This window comes from Streptomyces collinus Tu 365 (assembly GCF_000444875.1).
GTDB lineage: Bacteria > Actinomycetota > Actinomycetes > Streptomycetales > Streptomycetaceae > Streptomyces > Streptomyces collinus_A.
In genome coordinates this window covers 3121938-3139720 of record NC_021985.1, presented here as the reverse complement: position 1 = coordinate 3139720, position 17783 = coordinate 3121938, and the positions used below count along the sequence as shown (strand labels likewise).

At 72.1% G+C, this 17783-nt stretch carries 17 protein-coding genes and 2 tRNA genes; 15 read left to right on the top strand and 4 right to left on the bottom strand.

Annotated features, from left to right (window positions below):
* The first annotated feature begins 18 nt into the window (after nucleotides 1–18).
* Together B446_RS13565 and B446_RS13560 are read left to right on the top strand one after the other, a co-directional pair.
* Nucleotides 19–618: a hypothetical protein gene (locus B446_RS13565; protein ID WP_193384458.1), complete on the top strand. Its 600-nt coding sequence runs from the start codon at nucleotides 19–21 to the stop codon at nucleotides 616–618.
* An 89-nt stretch (nucleotides 619–707) separates the two neighbouring features.
* Entirely contained in the window at nucleotides 708–1778 is a 1071-nt protein-coding gene (locus tag B446_RS13560; RefSeq protein ID WP_043475529.1) for a hypothetical protein, read from the top strand.
* A 6-nt stretch (nucleotides 1779–1784) separates the two neighbouring features.
* On the opposite strand, the gene B446_RS13555 is transcribed toward B446_RS13560, so the two are convergent.
* The gene (locus tag B446_RS13555; RefSeq protein ID WP_020940009.1) at nucleotides 1785–2909 is read right to left on the bottom strand and encodes a M48 family metallopeptidase; all 1125 of its coding nucleotides are present in this window, start codon (nucleotides 2907–2909) and stop codon (nucleotides 1785–1787) included.
* 109 nt (nucleotides 2910–3018) lie between these two features.
* On the opposite strand from B446_RS13555, the gene B446_RS39645 reads away from it, so the two are divergent.
* The 9 genes from B446_RS39645 to B446_RS13515 all read left to right on the top strand — a co-directional run bounded on the left by B446_RS39645 (nucleotide 3019) and on the right by B446_RS13515 (nucleotide 8179).
* A complete protein-coding gene (locus B446_RS39645; RefSeq protein ID WP_020940008.1) occupies nucleotides 3019–3180 on the top strand; it encodes a hypothetical protein in 162 nt (53 codons plus the stop codon).
* 142 nt (nucleotides 3181–3322) lie between these two features.
* Complete coding sequence (locus B446_RS39640; protein WP_020940007.1) at nucleotides 3323–3478, top strand: hypothetical protein; 156 nt, start codon at nucleotides 3323–3325, stop codon at nucleotides 3476–3478.
* 56 nt (nucleotides 3479–3534) lie between these two features.
* Nucleotides 3535–4263, top strand: coding sequence for a nicotinate-nucleotide adenylyltransferase (gene nadD / locus B446_RS13540; protein ID WP_043475527.1), 729 nt, complete (start codon nucleotides 3535–3537; stop codon nucleotides 4261–4263).
* A 16-nt stretch (nucleotides 4264–4279) separates the two neighbouring features.
* Complete coding sequence (locus B446_RS13535; RefSeq protein WP_020940005.1) at nucleotides 4280–6082, top strand: LCP family protein; 1803 nt, start codon at nucleotides 4280–4282, stop codon at nucleotides 6080–6082.
* Between the two features lie 102 nt (nucleotides 6083–6184).
* The gene (rsfS, locus tag B446_RS13530; RefSeq protein ID WP_020940004.1) at nucleotides 6185–6628 is read left to right on the top strand and encodes a ribosome silencing factor; all 444 of its coding nucleotides are present in this window, start codon (nucleotides 6185–6187) and stop codon (nucleotides 6626–6628) included.
* Complete coding sequence (locus tag B446_RS13525) at nucleotides 6628–7296, top strand: histidine phosphatase family protein (protein WP_043478213.1); 669 nt, start codon at nucleotides 6628–6630, stop codon at nucleotides 7294–7296. The genes rsfS and B446_RS13525 overlap by 1 nt, the downstream gene beginning before the upstream one ends.
* 107 nt (nucleotides 7297–7403) lie before the next feature.
* Nucleotides 7404–7476 (top strand) — tRNA-Ala (locus tag B446_RS13520).
* Nucleotides 7477–7768: 292 nt separating this feature from the next.
* Nucleotides 7769–7942 (top strand): hypothetical protein, encoded by a 174-nt coding sequence (locus tag B446_RS39635; RefSeq protein WP_014672673.1) that lies wholly within the window; start codon nucleotides 7769–7771, stop codon nucleotides 7940–7942.
* Nucleotides 7943–7945: 3 nt separating this feature from the next.
* Nucleotides 7946–8179 carry a hypothetical protein gene (locus B446_RS13515; RefSeq protein ID WP_006136074.1) on the top strand — a complete coding sequence of 78 codons (234 nt, stop codon included), beginning with the start codon at nucleotides 7946–7948 and terminating at the stop codon, nucleotides 8177–8179.
* On the opposite strand, the gene B446_RS13510 is transcribed toward B446_RS13515, so the two are convergent.
* Nucleotides 8158–9381 carry a glycosyltransferase 87 family protein gene (locus B446_RS13510; protein ID WP_234967488.1) on the bottom strand — a complete coding sequence of 408 codons (1224 nt, stop codon included), beginning with the start codon at nucleotides 9379–9381 and terminating at the stop codon, nucleotides 8158–8160. The genes B446_RS13515 and B446_RS13510 overlap by 22 nt on opposite strands.
* Nucleotides 9382–9495: 114 nt before the next feature.
* Here B446_RS13510 and B446_RS13505 point away from each other — a divergent pair.
* Nucleotides 9496–9568: transfer RNA gene (locus tag B446_RS13505), tRNA-Ala, on the top strand.
* A gap of 144 nt (nucleotides 9569–9712) precedes the next feature.
* Here B446_RS13505 and B446_RS13500 read toward each other — a convergent pair.
* A complete protein-coding gene (locus B446_RS13500) occupies nucleotides 9713–11323 on the bottom strand; it encodes an NADH-quinone oxidoreductase subunit NuoF family protein (RefSeq protein WP_020940001.1) in 1611 nt (536 codons plus the stop codon).
* The gene (locus tag B446_RS13495; RefSeq protein WP_193384457.1) at nucleotides 11320–12618 is read right to left on the bottom strand and encodes a cytochrome b/b6 domain-containing protein; all 1299 of its coding nucleotides are present in this window, start codon (nucleotides 12616–12618) and stop codon (nucleotides 11320–11322) included. The genes B446_RS13500 and B446_RS13495 overlap by 4 nt, the downstream gene beginning before the upstream one ends.
* 415 nt (nucleotides 12619–13033) lie before the next feature.
* On the opposite strand from B446_RS13495, the gene leuS reads away from it, so the two are divergent.
* The 3 genes from leuS (at nucleotide 13034) to B446_RS13480 (ending at nucleotide 17688) form a co-directional block, all read left to right on the top strand.
* A complete protein-coding gene (gene leuS / locus B446_RS13490; RefSeq protein ID WP_020939999.1) occupies nucleotides 13034–15916 on the top strand; it encodes a leucine--tRNA ligase in 2883 nt (960 codons plus the stop codon).
* 170 nt (nucleotides 15917–16086) lie between these two features.
* The gene (locus tag B446_RS13485) at nucleotides 16087–16770 is read left to right on the top strand and encodes a hypothetical protein (RefSeq protein ID WP_043475525.1); all 684 of its coding nucleotides are present in this window, start codon (nucleotides 16087–16089) and stop codon (nucleotides 16768–16770) included.
* 72 nt (nucleotides 16771–16842) lie between these two features.
* Nucleotides 16843–17688, top strand: coding sequence for a DegV family protein (locus B446_RS13480; protein WP_020939997.1), 846 nt, complete (start codon nucleotides 16843–16845; stop codon nucleotides 17686–17688).
* The last annotated feature ends 95 nt before the right edge of the window (nucleotides 17689–17783 follow it).

Sequence of the window (17783 nt, the reverse complement as noted above, 5' to 3'; positions counted from 1 at the left end):
CCATACCGTCTGCCCAAATTGACCCCCCAGGTCTACTCTGGACCCGTGCCGGAGGACGTGGGGGGCACGCCGTTTCCCGACGGCTGGGACCCCGACGACGACCACGACCACGGGGTGTCGGACGAAGAGTTCGCCTCCGTGGTCTTCGACGAGGCCTTCGTACGGGCGGCCGTGGTGCACGAGCCGACCGCCGTCGAACGCCTCCTGGCCGCCGCGCAGGCCAGAGCCGAGGCCTCCGAGGCCGAAGCCCGCCGCGCCCACGCCCGAGGCGAGCGCTACGACGACGGGTACGGCTCCGAGACGGCCGACTTCGGTCATGATCGGGGCGACGAGCTCGACGACACCTACTTCCTCGACGACGACCGCCGCGGCGCCTTCGGACCCCACGGCCGGCAGGTCCGCTGGCACCGGGCCGTCGCCTGGGTGCTCGCCCTCGTGATGGGCGTCGGCATGGTCGCGCTGGCCTTCGCCGCGGTCTACCGCGGCGCCTCCTCCAGCACCCGCGACCGGGTGCCCTCGCCCGCCTCGTCCGGCCTGGAACAGGGCGCGGCCTCACCCCCCTCCGCCGCCGCCGACACCGCGCGGCCGGCGGTGTCCGCGGTCCCGCGATCACCCTGAACAGGCGCACACGGACGGGGTGAGAACCTGTCAGAAGTTGTCGTGCGGCCGGGCGTTTACCCGGGGCTCGTGAGACCTACCCTGAAAGTATGGGCGGGCCTGGAGACCCACCGGAGGGGACACCCGAGGGCGGCCCCGGCGGTGCGGAGGACGAATACCGATCCGTCGTCTTCGACGAGTCGTTCGTCCGCGCTGCCCGTATACAGGAGTACTCGGCCCACGAGCGCATGGCCGACCACACGCCCGCCGTGCGCCGCCGCACGCACCTGCGCCGGGGGCTGACCCGGCAGATCCTGATCCTCGCCGTACTGATCGCCGTCGCCTTCGGCACCGCGATATACATGGGCGTCCGCCACCCGTACAGCTCCCCGGGGACCCGGCGCCCCGTCGAGGCCCTGCGGATGACCGTCATCCCGCTCGTCCCGCGGGGCAAGGTGCCCGGCGCGGCCGACGCCGAGTACCTGTACGCGCACAGCCCCGCCGCACCGTTCGAGGTGGGCGCCACCGGGATCCCGCTGCCCGCCACCCGCAGCACCGCGCACTTCTCCGACAGCCAGGTCACGGCCGCCCTGAGCACCGCCCGCGACTACCTCGTGCGGACCTCGCTCGACCCCGGCGTGCTCACCGGCCGCCAGGTCCGCCCGGCCCGGTCGCTGCTCGACTCCGACCAGCTCGACCAGTTCGACCGAAGCTTCGACCACCCGGCGGCGGACGGGCGGCACGCGCCCACCGGCTGGCTGGTCCGCCTCGACCCCTCCCGCGTGCGGCTGGCCGACGACAGGATCCGCGTCCAGGGCACCCTGGAGGCGACCGAGGCCGACTCCTCCACCCTGGAGGTCGGCGCCCGCACGATCTTCGTCTACGCCCTGCGCCCGGCGGGCGCCGCCGCGACGGCCTCCGCGTCCCTGTTCACCGTCCGCCGCGACCTGACCTTCCGCTTCGACCGCGACGACCTGCGCCTGGGCACGCTCCAGGTGGTCGCCTCCTCCGCCCAGGCCGGACCGATGTCCTGCGCCGAGGACGCCACCTCCTATCTGCGCCCCCTGCTCTCCGGGCAGACCGCAAGGGCGGGCGGCCCGGCGGCCACCGACCCCTTCGCGGCCGACAGCACCACCGCTCTGTGCGGCACGCTGGCCGCCGAGGCCCAGCCGAAGGTCTGAGCGCCGTCAGGAGGCGGGCGGCGTGTCCCGCGGGCTCTCCCCGTCCCGCTGGTCCTGCCCGCCCCGCGGGTCGTCCTTGGACGGCGGGGCGCCGCGGAAGCCGTCGAAGCCGCGCCGGACCCGGCCGCCCAGGTCACCCGCGCCGCCCGCGAGATCCGTCACCAGCTTCATCAGCGGGTCCTTGGAGTCCTTCACATCCCCGGCGTAGCTCGCCGCGGACTCGCGGAAGGAGTCACCCACCGAGGTGTCCTTGTCCTCGCTGCGCCGCGGGTAGTGCCCGTCCATGATCCGCTGGTGGTCCCGCGACTCGGCCCACTTCTTCAGCTCGGCCGCCCGGACGGTGGCGAAGGGGTGCGAGCGGGGCAGCACGTTCAGGATCTTCAGCACGGAGTCGCGCAGATCGCCGCCGGCCTCGTACTCCTCGGCCTGCTCCAGGAAGGCGTCCACGTTCATCTCGTGCAGGTGGTTGCCGCCCGCCATCTTCATCAGGCCGCGCATCGAGGCCCGCAGGTCCTGCCCCACCAGCAGCCCCGCCCGGTCGGCGGACAGCTCCGACTTGCGGAACCACTCCCGCAGCGCCGTCACGATCGCCATGACCGCCAGGTTCCCCAGCGGGATCCAGGCGACCTTCAGCGCCAGCGTCGTCAGGAACAGCAGCACCGTGCGGTACACCGAGTGCCCGGACAGGGCGTGCCCCACCTCGTGCCCGACGACCGCCCGCATCTCCTCCTCGTCGAGCAGTTCGACCAGCCCCGTGGTGACCACGATGATCGGCTCGTCGAGCCCGATGCACATCGCGTTCGGCTGCGGGTCCTGCGTGACGTACATCGGCGGGACCTTCTCCAGGTCCAGGATGTAGCAGGCGTCCAGCAGCATGGTGTGCAGGTGGGAGAACTGCCGCTCCGAGACCCGCACCGAGTCGGACAGGAACAGCAGTCGCAGGCTGCGCTCCGGCAGCAGCCCGCTGAGCGCCTTGAACACCGTGTCGAAGCCACTGAGCCTGCGCAGCGCCACCAGCGCCGACCGGTCGGCCGGGTGCTCGTACGCGCGCGAGGAGATCCCCGGGAAGCGCCTGCGCTGCCTGCTCGGCACGCGCTCGTGTCCGGTCCGCTCGCGGCCGTCGTCCGACATGTCTTCCCCCATGTGCGTGTGTGAGTGCCCGCCGTCCGTGCCCCCGAGGCAGGTGCCAGCCTAGGCGGAGATACCGTGGACGGGCAGTACAGCCGAAGGAGTCCACATCATGGAGCACCACCCCGCAGCCGCCCGGCTGACCGAGGCCGCCGCCGCCGTCCAACAGCACGGGTCGGGGAATCTGCTCCGGATCGTCATCGTGGTGATGATCCTCGGGTGCGTACTGACCGCCTGGTTCCTGCTGCGCGGGTACAAGCAGAAGGACGACTGAGCGGCGCCGAAGGTTCCCCGGGGGCGACCCGGCGGGCCCGCGCCGCGCACCGGTGGCGGAGTCGGGGTGATCGCCGGCGGACCGGCCGCATACGATGAGGCGACATCTTTATCCCGCCCACACGCGATTGGTCCTGCCGAAGATGAGCTTCCACCGCGCCGCCGCCCAGTTGGTCACCATCGCCGAGGAGCACGGCGGCAACCACGACAGCCTCAACCCGGCCATCACCGGCGGGGGCGCCCTGGTCATCCTGCTGCTGCTCCTGTGGATCACCACCCGCTTCAACCGCGACCGCTGACCCGGGACACCGTCCCCGGCCAGGGCCCTCGGGCCGGGCCGGTAGGGTCTGCACGCATGGGAGAGCAGGACATGCCTACCGGTCCGGCGTACGAGACGGCCGCGCGCGCGGCCGGCACCGCCGTCGGCGCCGCCGATCCGGAGGCCCGCACGGCGAAGAACCCGGCGTACGGGCCGGGCGACGGCCCCGCCCACACGGGCAGGCGCCGCCTCGGCGTCATGGGCGGAACGTTCGACCCGATCCACCACGGGCACCTCGTGGCGGCCAGCGAGGTCGCGGCCCGGTTCCGGCTGGACGAGGTGGTGTTCGTCCCCACCGGCCAGCCGTGGCAGAAGTCCCACCGCAGCGTGTCCCCGGCCGAGGACCGCTACCTGATGACGGTCATCGCCACCGCCGAGAACCCGCAGTTCTCCGTCAGCCGCATCGACATCGACCGCGGCGGCCCCACCTACACCGTGGACACCCTGCGCGACCTGCGGGCCCTCAACCCCGACACCGACCTCTTCTTCATCACCGGCGCCGACGCCCTCGCCCAGCTGCTGACCTGGCGGGACTCCGAGGAGCTGTTCTCCCTCGCGCACTTCATCGGCGTCACCCGGCCCGGACACCAGCTGACGAACCCGGGCCTGCCGGAGGGCGGCGTCTCGCTCGTCGAGGTCCCGGCGCTGGCCATCTCCTCCACGGACTGCCGTGCGAGAGTCGCCAAGGGGGACCCCATCTGGTACATGGTGCCGGACGGGGTCGTGCGTTACATCGACAAGCGCGAGCTGTACCGCGGCGAGTGAGCCGAGAGGGGCACCGGTGAACGACCGATACGACACGGGTGACGCCGGCTACGGCGCCGCACCGTACGAACTCGTCGGCTACGACGAGCACGGCCAGCCCGTGTACCGCCAGATCCCGGCACAGCAGGCGCCGCAGCACGAGCAGCCCTACGACCCGTACGGCCGGCAGGGCTACGGCTACGACCCGTACGCCACGGGCGGCGGACAGCAGCAGAGCCCGGCCTACGACCCGTACGACACCGGTCAGCAGCCGGCCGCGGCGCCCGGCTACGACCCCTACGGCGCCGGCAACCCCTACGACCCCTACGGCACCGGCTCGCACCCCACCGCGGCCCCCTACGACCCCTACGGTCAGACGGCCCCGGACGGCCGCCGGCAGCCCCGGGGCGCCGAGCAGACCGCGTACATCCCGCAGCAGGCCGGCCCCGGCGACCGGGCGCGGCACCCGGGCGGCCACGAGGGCGACCACGCGGGGCCCGAGGAGCCCGTGGGACCGGCCGGACCGGGGGACCCGGGGGACCCGGGGGACGGTGACCGGGACTACCGCACCGAACAGTTCGCGTTCGTGGAGGACCCGGACGGTGACTCCGAGGACGTCATCGACTGGCTGAAGTTCACCGAGAACCGCACCGAGCGCCGCGAGGAGGCCCGCCGCCGCGCCCGCGCGCGGGTACTCGCCCTGGTCGTCGTCCTGGCCCTCGTCGCCGTCGGGGGGATCGGCTGGCTCTGGTACGCCGGGAAGCTGCCCGGTCTGTCCTCCTCCGGCTCGGGGACGGGCGCGGGGTCGACACCGGTGAGCGCCCAGAAACGCGACGTGATCGTCGTCCACCTGCACAACACCGGCAAGGGCGGCACCTCCACGGCCCTGCTGGTGGACAACACCACCACCAAGCAGGGCACCACCGTCCTGCTGCCCAACTCCCTGGCCGTGTCCGGCGACGACGGCACCGCCACGACCCTCGCCAAGTCGGTCGACGACGACGGCGCCTCCGGCACCCGCGACCAGCTCGACACCGTCCTCGGCACCGACATCCAGGGCAGCTGGCGGCTGGACACCCCCTACCTGCAGAACCTCGTCGACCTGGTCGGCAACATCGACCTGGACACCAACGCCGACGTGCCCGACCCGTCCGCCAAGAAGAAGGGCACCGCGCCGCTCGTCCACCAGGGCAAGGCCCAGACCCTCAGCGGCAAGATGGCCGTCGCCTACGCCACCTACCGCGCCCCCGGCGAGGCCCAGAACGCCCAGCTCGAGCGGTTCGGGCAGGTCATGCAGGGCGTGCTGCGCAAGCTCTCGTCCGATCCGTCGGCCGCCACGACCACCGTGCAGACCCTCGCGCAGATCCTCGACCCGCCGCTGACCGACAAGGACCTCGGCACCTTCCTCGCCCGGCTCGCCGACCTCGCCAAGGGCGGCGACTACCGCACCGCCCTGCTGCCCGTGCAGCCCGACGGCACGCTGACCGCCCGGACCAGCGACAGCGTGGTGAAGGACATCCTCGGCGGCACCGCCAAGAGCCCCGACGCGGGCTCCGCGGTCCGGGTCTCCGTCCAGAACGCCACCGGTGTGAAGGACGACACCGAGAAGGCCCGCGTGGTCCTCCTCAACGGCGGCTTCACCTTCCTCGAGGGCGGCACCGCCGCCGGCACGCAGACCGCGTCCAAGGTGCTCTACGCCGACGCGGCCGGCAAGGCGAACGCCGCCGAGGTCGCCAAGACGCTGGGGCTGCCCGCGTCCGCCGTGGCCAAGGGAACCGTCTCCTCCGGCGCCGACGTCTCGGTCGTCCTCGGCGGCGACTACAAGCCGTCCGCCTCCTGACAGCGGCCGGGGCACCCCAGGTGATGCGGTAATCACGTGGGGTGCCCCAGGCGGTCCGTGAGACCCTTGATGTCAAGTGACCCCTTGACGGAAAGCCGTGTAGTGACCGCCACCGACCGTTCCCTTGAGCTCATCAACACCGCCGCCCAGGCGGCGGCCGACAAGCTCGCCCACGACGTCATCGCCTACGACGTCAGCGACGTGCTGTCCATCACGGACGCATTCCTGCTGGCCTCGGCCCCGAACGACCGCCAGGTCAGGGCGATCGTCGACGAGATCGAGGAGCGCCTGCTGAAGGAGCTGGGCGCCAAGCCGGTACGCCGTGAGGGCGACCGCGAGTCCCGCTGGATCCTCCTCGACTACGTCGACATCGTCGTGCACGTCCAGCACAGCGAGGAGCGTGTCTTCTACGCCCTGGAGCGGCTGTGGAAGGACTGCCCCGAGCTGAAGCTGCCCGCCGACGCCGAGGCCACCCGCGGCAAGGCCGAGGAGCACCAGCGGCTGCGGGACGCCGAGGCCGCCGAGGAACCGGGCGGGGAGTGGTGATGAGCTCCACCGGCGAGGTGGGCGACCGCAAGGGCCGTGGCCGCCGCATCATCCTGTGGCGGCACGGCCAGACCGCGTGGAACGTGGAGCGCCGCTTCCAGGGCACCACGGACGTCGAGCTGACCGAGACCGGCATCGGGCAGGCCCGCCGGGCCGCCCGGCTGCTCGCCTCCCTGGGGCCCGACGCGATCGTCTCCTCGGACCTGCGGCGCGCCGCGGACACGGCCGCCGAGCTGGCCGCCCTCACCGGTCTGCCCGTCACCCGCGACGAGGGTCTGCGCGAGACCTACGCGGGTGTCTGGCAGGGGCTGACGCACGAGGAGATCCTCGCCAGGCACGGCGAGGAGTACACCGCCTGGAAGCGCGGCGAGGCGGTCCGCCGCGGCGGCGGCGAGCTGGAGACCGAGGTCGCCGACCGGGCCGCTCCGGTCGTCCTGCGGCACGCCGACAAGCTGCCCGAGGACGGCACCCTCGTGGTGGTCAGCCACGGCGGCACCATCCGCACCACCATCGGCCGGCTGCTCGGTCTCGAGTCCCGGGACTGGGAGAGCCTCGGCGGTCTGTCGAACTGCTGCTGGTCCGTGCTCGGCGAGGGCGCCCGCGGCTGGCGTCTGCTGGAGCACAACGCGGGCACCCTGCCGGAGCCCGTCCTCGGCGACGACGACTGAACCTCCCGGAAGCCCGCCGCCGCGGGCCCGGGGGTCCGGATTTCACTTTCCGGCAGGTCGCAGGCTAAAGTTCTTCTTGTTCGCCCCGCCGAGCGGGAAGAACACCCGGGGCTATAGCTCAGTTGGTAGAGCGCCTGCATGGCATGCAGGAGGTCAGGAGTTCAATTCTCCTTAGCTCCACTGATCGTCACTCCCGAGTGGCAGAAGATCGGTGAAGAGGATCCCGTCCCTCCAGGGGGACGGGATCTTCTGCGTTCCGCCGGTGGATGATCTCGGCCCTCTCTTGAGTCGCCCGGGCCCCACCGGCGTATAGCTCTGTGGAGGCGTTCCCGGCGAGCGTGCGGCCCCGGCCGCGACGGCCGTCGCGGGGGCTGTGTCCGGACTGGTACTGAGGCGTCGCTGACCGTATTGGCCCGGCCGTGGCAGAATCAAACGGCCGGAAGGGGGCGCGGCCCGACGGGAGGGAGTAGCGATGCCTGCGAGCATCCTTGAGGAGGTCGGCCACCTCCTCGGTGCGGCGTTGATACGGGACACGACCACCCGGCTCAGCTGCCCTTCCTGCGGTTCCGCACACGTGGCGCAGGTCCTCGGGGACAACGGCGGGATCTCCTACGTGTGCACGGCCTGCGGCCACAGCTGGAGCTGATCGATGGGTGCACACAGGCGGAAGTGCGACTGGTGCGGGAGCGGTACACCCATCGTCCGGGACATGGAGCCGATCAACCCCGACTACCAGTACTGGTGCGAGGAATGCGCGCGGGCGCTGATCATAAAAGGCGACCCGATCGAGACCTACCGTGAGCTGGAGGGCGAGCCGATCTACGGCCGGCTGCTCGAGGAGCACTGCACGCTCAAGAGGTTCTACTCCTTCGTCACGGCCTGACGCGCGGGGGAGCGCGGCCGGGACACCGGGAGCGAGGTCCGGGTGAGGACGAGGAACAGCGCACCGGCCCCCGCGTAGAGCGCCGACAGGGCCAACTGCGGAGCGGTCAGGTGCAGTTCGGGCCGCCCCGTGCCGTGCGGCACCCACCAGGGGACGTACGAGCAGAAGACCAGCGCCGTGCCCACGGCGGCCACCCGGTGGCCCCGGGTCCACAGCAGCGGCACGACGGGCACGCACCACACCCAGTGGTGCGTCCACGACACCGGGCTGATCAGCAGCGCCGTGACCGCGCAGGCGCACACCGCCCAGGCCCGCGCGCCCCGCGACTCCGCCGAGACCGCCACGGCCAGGCCCAGGACCGCCACCACGGCCGCGACGGCGAGCCAGGGCGTCCCGGGATCCGGGTGGTGTGTCAGACGCGCCAGGACGCCGCGCAGGGCCTGGTTGGCGGTCGCCTCCGGATGCCCGGCCCGGTCCGGGCGGAACGCGACGTCCGTCCAGTACCGCCACGAGTCGTACGGCAGCGCCGCCGCCGCGAGCAGCGTCGCCCCGGCGAACGCGGCGGCCGCCCCGCGCGCGTGCCGCAGCCACGGCCCCCCGTGCTCGCCGCCCAGGCGGGCCGTGACGCCCGTGGCGAGCAGGAACGCGGGGAACAGCGCGGGCGTCAGCTTGATCGCGGCGGCGATCCCGAGTCCCGCCCCGGCCCAGCGGCCGCACCGGCCGGCCGGGTGGCGGGCGAGGTCCCACAGCACCAGGACGGCCAGCAGCAGGTTGACCTGGCCGTAGCGCACGGTCGTCCACACCGGCTCGCACCACACGGCCGCCGCGGCCACCCACCAGACGCTCTCCACGCGCGCGTGGCCGACGAGTCGCAGCGACAGGCGTACGAAGACCACCAGCAGCGCGAGGTTCCCGGCCGTGGCCAGCGTGCGCAGGAGCGTCGTGTCCGGCAGCGTCAGAGCCGTGAACAGCAGCGCCGCGAACGGCGGATAGGTGGGAGGCAGGTGGGCCGCGGTCGCCCGCAGGGCGTACAGGTCACCGCCCGCGCGGACGGCGGCGCCCTCGGCCCGGTAGACCATCAGGTCGACCATCGTCACGTGCGCGGCCCGCTGGGCCAGCCAGAACGCCGCGAAGGACAGCAGGCACGCGCCCACGGCCACCGGCAGCCGGCGCCGGTCTCCGGAGAACGCGATCACGGTCACGAAAGGGGACATTAGCGCCTGTACCGCGGCGGACCGGAAACCGATTTGGTGAAGCACCCCGGGGACCGTGTAATGTTGGCATCGCCGCCGGGGAAACCGGGCGGAACACCGCAAGGGGCTATAGCTCAGTTGGTAGAGCGCCTGCATGGCATGCAGGAGGTCAGGAGTTCAATTCTCCTTAGCTCCACAGAAATCGAAGGCGGATCATCCTGACGGATGGTCCGCCTTCGGCGTGTTTCACCCCACCCGGTCCCGGCGCCCGGCCGGCCTCCGTCCGATGGGTGGCGCGACGGCGGGTCACCCGGGGTGGGGTGACCCGCCGTCGGTTGGCTCAGCGTCCGAGGGCGCGGCGGCCGCGGCCCTGGGACAGGACGGGAAGGTTGCGTGCCGGCGCCTGCCCGCGCGTGTCCTCCTCGATGCGCAGCGCCAGCGCCGGGCAGCGGCGCACCGCGCGCAGCGCCTTCGCCTCCGCGTAGCGCGGCACCTGCGCCTGCGCCACGGTCGGGAACCCGTCCGCGCCCAGTTCGAAGACCTCGGGCAGGATGTCCGCGCACAGTCCGTGGCCCCGGCACAGCGTCCAGTCGACGTAGATCTTCTGGCGGCTGGTGCCGGTCTCCTCGGCCTCTGCGCCGCCCGGGATGCCCGTCGGGGCCCTGCCGCCCTCGAAGAGCGGCAGGACGCCCTCCACGGGCCGCCCGCAGCCGTTGCCGAGGACGTGGGCGGCCAGGTCGTCGGTGAACGCCTTGATGGTCGACTCCAGGAACATCGCCGAGCCGTCCGGGTGCGAACACGCCCCGCGCCGCTTGACGTTCTTGGCGACCTGCTTCAGCGCCTCCAGGGCGGCGGGCCCGCCGCCGTTGAGGATGTCCTCCAGGCCGCGCGCCGCCGCGGGCAGTCCGAGGTAGCAGGGACCGCACTGGCCGGCGCTCTCCTCGGCCAGCCACTGGGCCACCCGCAGCGACTCGCCCAGCGGGCAGGTGTCCTGAGTGATCGGCAGGATCGCGCCGGCGCCCAGGGCTCCGCCCACCGCGTCCAGGGAGTTGCGCGAGACGATGGCCTCGTTGACCGTGGCCGCGTCGATCCACTTGCCGTGGTAGCCGCCGGTGAGCACGCCCTGCGGCACCGGCGGGGCGCCGGCGAGCTGGAGCACGTAGCGCAGCGGCACGCCCGTGGGCACCTCGATCACCATCGGCCGGGCGACCGCGCCGGAGACCGTCAGCATGACGGTGCCCGGCTCGTCGTACAGGCCGGTGTTGCCGTAGCGCTCGGGGCCGATCCGGGCGGCGATGGCGAGCTGGGCGAACGTCTCCGCGTTGGACAGCAGTGTGGGCGCCCCGCCGACACCGCTCTGCGAGGCGCTGATCTTGCGGCCGGGCGGGATCGCCGGACCGCCGTCGACCGAGCGGATCAGCGACGCGGCGGCGCCGGTGACCATGCGCACCGGGTTGCGCTGCACCCACGCGCGCAGGGCCGACCGGCGGCTGTTGCTCAGGCCGCGCTCGGCGAGCGCGGCCTCCATGGAGCGCTGCGTGGACTCCCGGGTGACCCCGATCACGAGCGTGCGGGCGCCGAGCGCCTCCGCGCACAGCAGGGCGCCGTCCAGGATGAGGTGCGGGGCGCGGTTGATGAGCACCGTGTCCTTGCGGCAGGCCGGTTCGTCCTCACTGCCGTTGACGACGACGACCGGCCGCACGCCCCGCTTGATCGCCGCCTCGGCGACCGTGCGCAGCTTCTTGTGGAAGGGGAAGCCCGCGCCGCCGCGCCCCTTGAGGTTGATGCGCTCGGCGAGCTGCGCGAGCTGCTCGCCGCCGAGCGGGTCGAGCGGCCCGTGCACCTTGAGGTGCATGGGCAGATCGAGCCGCTCCACAAGGTCGAAGCCCGACGTGAGCACGGGAAGACCGACCACGCGGACTTCGGGTACGTCGGGCAGGGCCTCGTTCACCTATAGCCTCCGGAAGGCGTGTTCCAGGGTTCGCCCGAACCCGGTGCGTCGTACGAGGCGCCGGGGTTTGTCTCGGTGGCGGGACCGCCGTTGAACGTGTCGTTCGAGTTGTACGTCCCGAAGCGGTTGTTCGTCTCACCGGTGTCGTACACGTCACTCCGGCCGTAGCCGGCGGTGCCCGGATTGCCATAAGCCGGGATGTTGTATCCGGTGTCCTGGAGCGGGTCGTACGCCGACGGCGGGGCCTCGCCGACCGGCGGCGGCGAGGGGATCGGCCAGCTTCCCGAGGTGCTGGACGGGCCGTCCACGCGCGGCATCGCCTCGGTGGCCTGCAGATCCAGCGGCAGGTCCATGCGCGTCGTCGGGCCGGGCGCGAACGGCTGCTGGGAGCCGGGCATCTGCACCGCCCGGTAGGCGGCGGCGAACCCGGAGGCGGGCTCGCCGGCCGGGGCCATCGGGGTCTGGTACAGCGGCGCGGCGGCGGGGGCCGGGGCCTCGGCGGGGCGCCGCGGCTCGCGCCGGCCCTCGCGCCGGCCCTCGAAGCCCTGGGGGCCGGACTCGGCGACCCGCGAGCGGCTCGCCTCCAGGTCGTCGATGCCGGGCCGCTCGGAGCTGCCCAGGAGGGCGACGAGCCGGTCGGCGACCTTGCGCTTGACGGGGCGCGGGGCGGACCGCAGCGCGAGGGCGCCCATGACGCCCAGCAGGGCGAGGCTGTAGAGGATCGTGAAGATGGGCTTGGCCTGGCGGCCCGCGTAGAGGCCGTGGACCAGCGCGGCGCACCAGGCCGGGTAGGCGAGCATGTGCATCGCCCGCCAGCGGGCGGCGACGGGGGCCGGGGTGGCGAAGTTGCTGCGCAGGGCACCGGTGACGCCGACGAAGATCATCAGCAGGCCCGCGAGCGAGCCCAGGCCGATGAGGCCGCCGATCCCGGTGACGCCCAGGGAGAACGGGATGATCGCGGCGATCAGCTGGGTGTGACCGAGTGCGATCTTGGTGGTGATGTGCAGCAGCAGGAACGCGATCGAGGCGACCGCGGTCGTCCGGTGCACCGCCTGGCCGACGATCCGCTGGCGCGTGTTCAGGAAGATCCGGTCCTGGGCGAACAGGCCCCAGATCACCGAGCAGCTGAGTGAGACGAGGGACAGCACGCCCGCGCCGAAGTTCAGGAACTCGCGGAACTGGCTGCCTCCGACCAGCACGATCGCGGGTATGAGCAGCAGGACGACAGCGGACGCCACCCCGTAGGCCGACCGGCCGGGTTTGGGGAGCGAGCTGTTACTACGACGAGTGTTCATGGGGGCAACTCCGAGCAGTTTCGGGAAAGCGGTCCCGCTGCCGAACTCTAAGTGGAGCCATACCGATCAGTACGAGGTTTGAGTTATTGCGTTGTTATCAAAGGACAATGCGACTGTGTCGATGTCCCTTAGTAGCTGTTACGCGAAGTAATCCTTGACCTTCGTTCAGTTCTGGTCGGGTTCCTGGCATGTCCACAAGGCATACGGAAGCGCGTCGCGGCTTACTCAAGGCCTGCGGTACCCTAGCGCCATGCGTGCCGTACGCCTTCTGCTTAGCGGGCCGCGCTGATCAGTACCGACCCCCGGTCGAACCGAGAGGTCGGCATCGGCGCGGCGTCCCCTCCTGTGTGAGGGGCTTTTTCGTTTTCGGATGACGCAGCCGCAGGCAGAGACGATCGATGGAGCTTTGAGGATCATGAGCGAGACGAACCCCGCTGCCACCGCTGCGGCGTCGGCGGAGGCCGCGCCGCACCGCTACACGGCCGCCCTGGCCGCCGACATCGAGGCGCGCTGGCAGGACTTCTGGGACGCCGACGGCACCTACGCCGCGCCCAACCCCACGGGCGACCTGGCGGGCGATCCGGAGCTGGTCGCGAAGCCCAAGAAGTTCATCATGGACATGTTCCCGTACCCCTCGGGCGCGGGTCTGCACGTGGGTCACCCCCTGGGCTACATCGCCACCGACGTCTACGCCCGGTTCCAGCGCATGACCGGCCACAACGTCCTGCACACCCTCGGCTTCGACGCCTTCGGCCTGCCCGCCGAGCAGTACGCGGTGCAGACCGGCACGCACCCGCGCGTGTCCACCGAGGCCAACATCGAGAACATGAAGGCCCAGCTGCGCCGGCTGGGCCTGGGCCACGACAAGCGCCGCTCGTTCGCCACGATCGACCCGGACTACTACAAGTGGACCCAGTGGATCTTCCTGCAGATCTTCAACTCCTGGTACGACGCAGAGGCCGGCAGGGCCCGCCCGATCGCCGAGCTGATCGCCGCGTTCGAGTCCGGTGAGCGGCCGGTCCCGGGCACCACGCGCGCGTGGAGCGAGCTGAGCGAGGGCGAGCGCGCCGACGTCCTGGGCGAGTACCGCCTGGCCTACGCCTCCGACGCGCCGGTCAACTGGTGCCCCGGCCTGGGCACCGTGCTGGCCAACGAGGAGGTCACCGCCGACGGCCGGTCCGAGCGCGGCAACTTCCCGGTCTTCAAGGCCAAGCTGCGCCAGTGGAACATGCGCATCACCGCCTACGCCGACCGCCTGCTGGAGGACCTGGAGGAGCTGGACTGGCCCGAGGCCATCAAGCTGCAGCAGCGCAACTGGATCGGCCGCAGCGAGGGCGCCCGCGTCGACTTCCCGATCGACGGCGAGAACATCACGGTCTTCACGACCCGCCCGGACACCCTGTTCGGCGCCACCTACATGGTGCTGGCCCCCGAGCACCCGCTGGTCGAGAAGTTCACCCCCGAGGCGTGGCCCGAGGGCACCCACGACGTGTGGACCGGCGGCCACGCCACCCCGTCCGAGGCCGTCGCCGCCTACCGCGCGCAGGCCGCCGCCAAGTCCGACGTGGAGCGGCAGGCCGAGGCCAAGGACAAGACCGGCGTCTTCATCGGCGCCTACGCCACCAACCCGGTCAACGGCGAGCGGGTGCCGGTCTTCATCGCCGACTACGTGCTGATGGGCTACGGCACCGGCGCGATCATGGCCGTCCCGGCGGGCGACCAGCGCGACTTCGAGTTCGCGCGCGCCTTCGAGCTGCCGATCCACTGCATCGTCGAGCCGACCGACGGCCGCGGCACCGACACCGCCACGTGGGAGAACGCCTTCGCCTCCTACGACGCGAAGATCATCAACTCGTCCAACGACGAGGTCACGCTGGACGGCCTGGGCGTCGCCGAGGCCAAGGCGCGCATCACCGAGTGGATGCAGAGCCGCGGCGTCGGCGAGGGCACCGTCAACTTCCGCCTGCGCGACTGGCTGTTCAGCCGCCAGCGCTACTGGGGCGAGCCCTTCCCGATCGTCTACGACGAGGACGGCATCGCCCACGCGCTGCCCGAGTCGATGCTGCCGCTGGAACTGCCCGAGGTCGAGGACTACAGCCCGCGCACGTTCGACCCGGACGACGCCGACACCCAGCCCGAGACGCCGCTGTCGCGCAACGAGGACTGGGTCAACGTCACGCTGGACCTGGGCGACGGACCCCGCAAGTACCGCCGCGAGACCAACACCATGCCCAACTGGGCCGGTTCCTGCTGGTACGAGTTCCGTTACCTGGACCCGCACAACGACCAGAAGCTGGTCGACCCCGAGATCGAGCGGTACTGGATGGGTCCGCGCGAGGGCCTGCCGCACGGCGGCGTCGACCTGTACGTCGGCGGCGCCGAGCACGCCGTGCTGCACCTGCTGTACGCCCGCTTCTGGTCCAAGGTCCTGTACGACCTGGGGCACGTCTCCTCGGCCGAGCCGTTCCACAAGCTGTTCAACCAGGGCATGATCCAGGCCTACGTCTACCGCGACAGCCGGGGCATCGCGGTGCCGGCCGCCGAGGTGGAGGAGCGCGACGGCGACTACTACTACCAGGGCGAGAAGGTCAGCCGCCTGCTGGGCAAGATGGGCAAGTCGCTGAAGAACGCGGTGACCCCGGACGAGATCGCCGCCGAGTACGGCGCCGACACCCTGCGCCTGTACGAGATGGCCATGGGCCCGCTGGACGTCTCCCGGCCCTGGGACACACGCGCGGTCGTCGGCCAGTTCCGGCTGCTGCAGCGGCTGTGGCGCAACGTCGTCGACGAGGACTCCGGCGAGACGACCGTCACCGGCGCCGAGCCCGACGAGGACACCCTGCGCGCCCTGCACAAGGCGATCGACGGCGTGCGCCAGGACCTGGAGGGCCTGCGCTTCAACACCGCCATCGCCAAGGTCACCGAGCTGAACAACCACCTGACCAAGGCCGGCACCGCGGTGCCGCGCCAGGTCGCCGAGCCGCTGGTGCTGATGATCGCCCCGCTGGCCCCGCACATCGCCGAGGAGCTGTGGCGCAGGCTGGGCCACACCGAATCGGTCGTCCACCAGGACTTCCCGGTCGCCGACCCGCGCTACGTGGTGGACGAGACCGTGACCTGTGTCGTGCAGGTCAAGGGCAAGGTCAAGGCCCGCCTGGAGGTGCCGCCGGGCATCTCCGACGAGGAGCTGGAGAAGGCCGCCCTGGCCGACGAGAAGGTCGTCCTGGCACTGGGCGGCGCGGCCGTCCGCAAGGTCATCGTGCGGGCTCCGAAGCTGGTGAACATCGTCACCGGCTGACCGCGCGTCCCCGCGGGACGGTCCCGGCACACAGGGGTGACCAGGTGTGCCGGGCGTCGGGGTAGTCCCCTACGGGCAGGTTCGGGGTTCTTCCGGAACCCGGGGCCTGCCCGCTGCGTTTACCGTGGAGAGGCGGCCGCTCGTGCCGTGCCGGTCGGAGGAGGAGCGTCATGGAAGCAGTGATCACCGTGTTCGTTCTGATCCTCCTTGCGTTCATCGGCGTGGGCACCTACGTCACGATCAAGGCCGTCGGCGCCGCCAAACGCGGAGTGGACCGCACGATCGCGCAGGCCAGGCGCACGGTCGAGGACCACACCCTGCGTGCCAGGTCCTTCGCCCAGATCGGCCCGGCCGGGGAGATCGCCCAGCTCCGGCTCACCCTGCGCACCTCGATGCGGGCCACCCAGGACGCGCTGGCCGCGGGCGCGGTGGAGGACGAGTCGCTGAAGGAGTCCCTCGGCCTCTTCGAGCGGCTCAGCGCGCACGGACGCGAACTGGACGCCGACCTACGGCGGCTGGAGTCCGAGCCGGACCGGGCCGCCCTCGCCGCACTGCTGCCCGAGCTGCGCCGCCGCACCGAGCGCATCACCAAGTCCGCCGACTCCCTGCGCTGGGCCGCCCGTGACCGGGCCCGCCGCTTCTCCGACGACGACCTGGACTCGCTGAGCACCCAGATCGACGTCGAGGCGGGCGCCCTGCGGCACTGGACCGGGCCGGAACCCGCGTCCTCGCCGTGGTCCGACACCCCGGCGTCCGCCACCGACGCGGAGCGGCCGGCGCCCGCGATCACCCCGCCCGCGCAGCGTCCCACCCCCTCCTGGCAGAAGAAACCGCGCCCCGAGAGCACCACATGACGGACCCGTTCCCGGTCCGGCGGGCAGGGGCCGGGCTGCCGCACGGCGACCACGGCAGGTAACCTCCAGCTCATGTCCCGCCATGTCGCGATCGTCACCGATTCAACGGCCTACCTGCCGCCGCGGACGATGGAGCGCCACGGCATCACCGCGGTGCCCCTGACCGTGGTCCTCGGGAACCAGGCGCTCGAAGAGGGCACCGAGATCTCGACCCGTTCGCTGGCCCAGGCGTTGCAGAAGCGCCGCCCGGTCACCACCTCCCGCCCCAGCCCCCAGGTCTTCGCGGAGACGTACCGTCAGGTCGCCGAGTCCGGGGCGAGCGGCATCGTCTCCCTGCACCTGTCCGCCGAACTGTCCGGCACCCACGACGCGGCCGTCCTGGCGGCCCGTGAGGCACCGGTGCCGGTACGGGTGGTGGACACCGGGATGGTCGCCATGGCCCTGGGCTTCTGCGCGCTTGCCGCGGCCGAGGCGGCGGAGGCCGGCGGCACCGTGGACGAGGCCGTGACGGCCGCCGAGAAGCGGGCCGCGGGCACCACCGCCTACTTCTACGTCGACACCCTCGACTATCTGCGCCGCGGCGGCCGGATCGGCGCCGCACAGGCCCTGCTCGGCTCCGCCCTCGCGGTCAAGCCGCTGCTCCAGCTCGACCGCGGCCGCATCGAACTCCTCGAGAAGGTCCGCACGGCGTCCAAGGCGATCGCCCGCCTCGAGGAGATCGCCGCCGACCGGGCGGGCGGCGCCGACGTCGACATCGCCGTCCACCACCTCGCCGCCCCCGACCGGGCCTCCGCCCTGGCCGACCGGCTGCGGGCGAGGGTCCCCGCCCTGGCCGACCTCCATGTCAGCGAGGTCGGAGCGGTGATCGGCGCCCACACCGGCCCCGGACTGCTGGGCGTGGTCGTCTCACCTCGCTGACCCCCACTTTCCGGGCTGCCGTCCCGCACTCGCGCGAGTGACGAAGTTGTCCACAAGTCGCCCGGTGTCCACGGGAATCGACCAAGATCATCGCT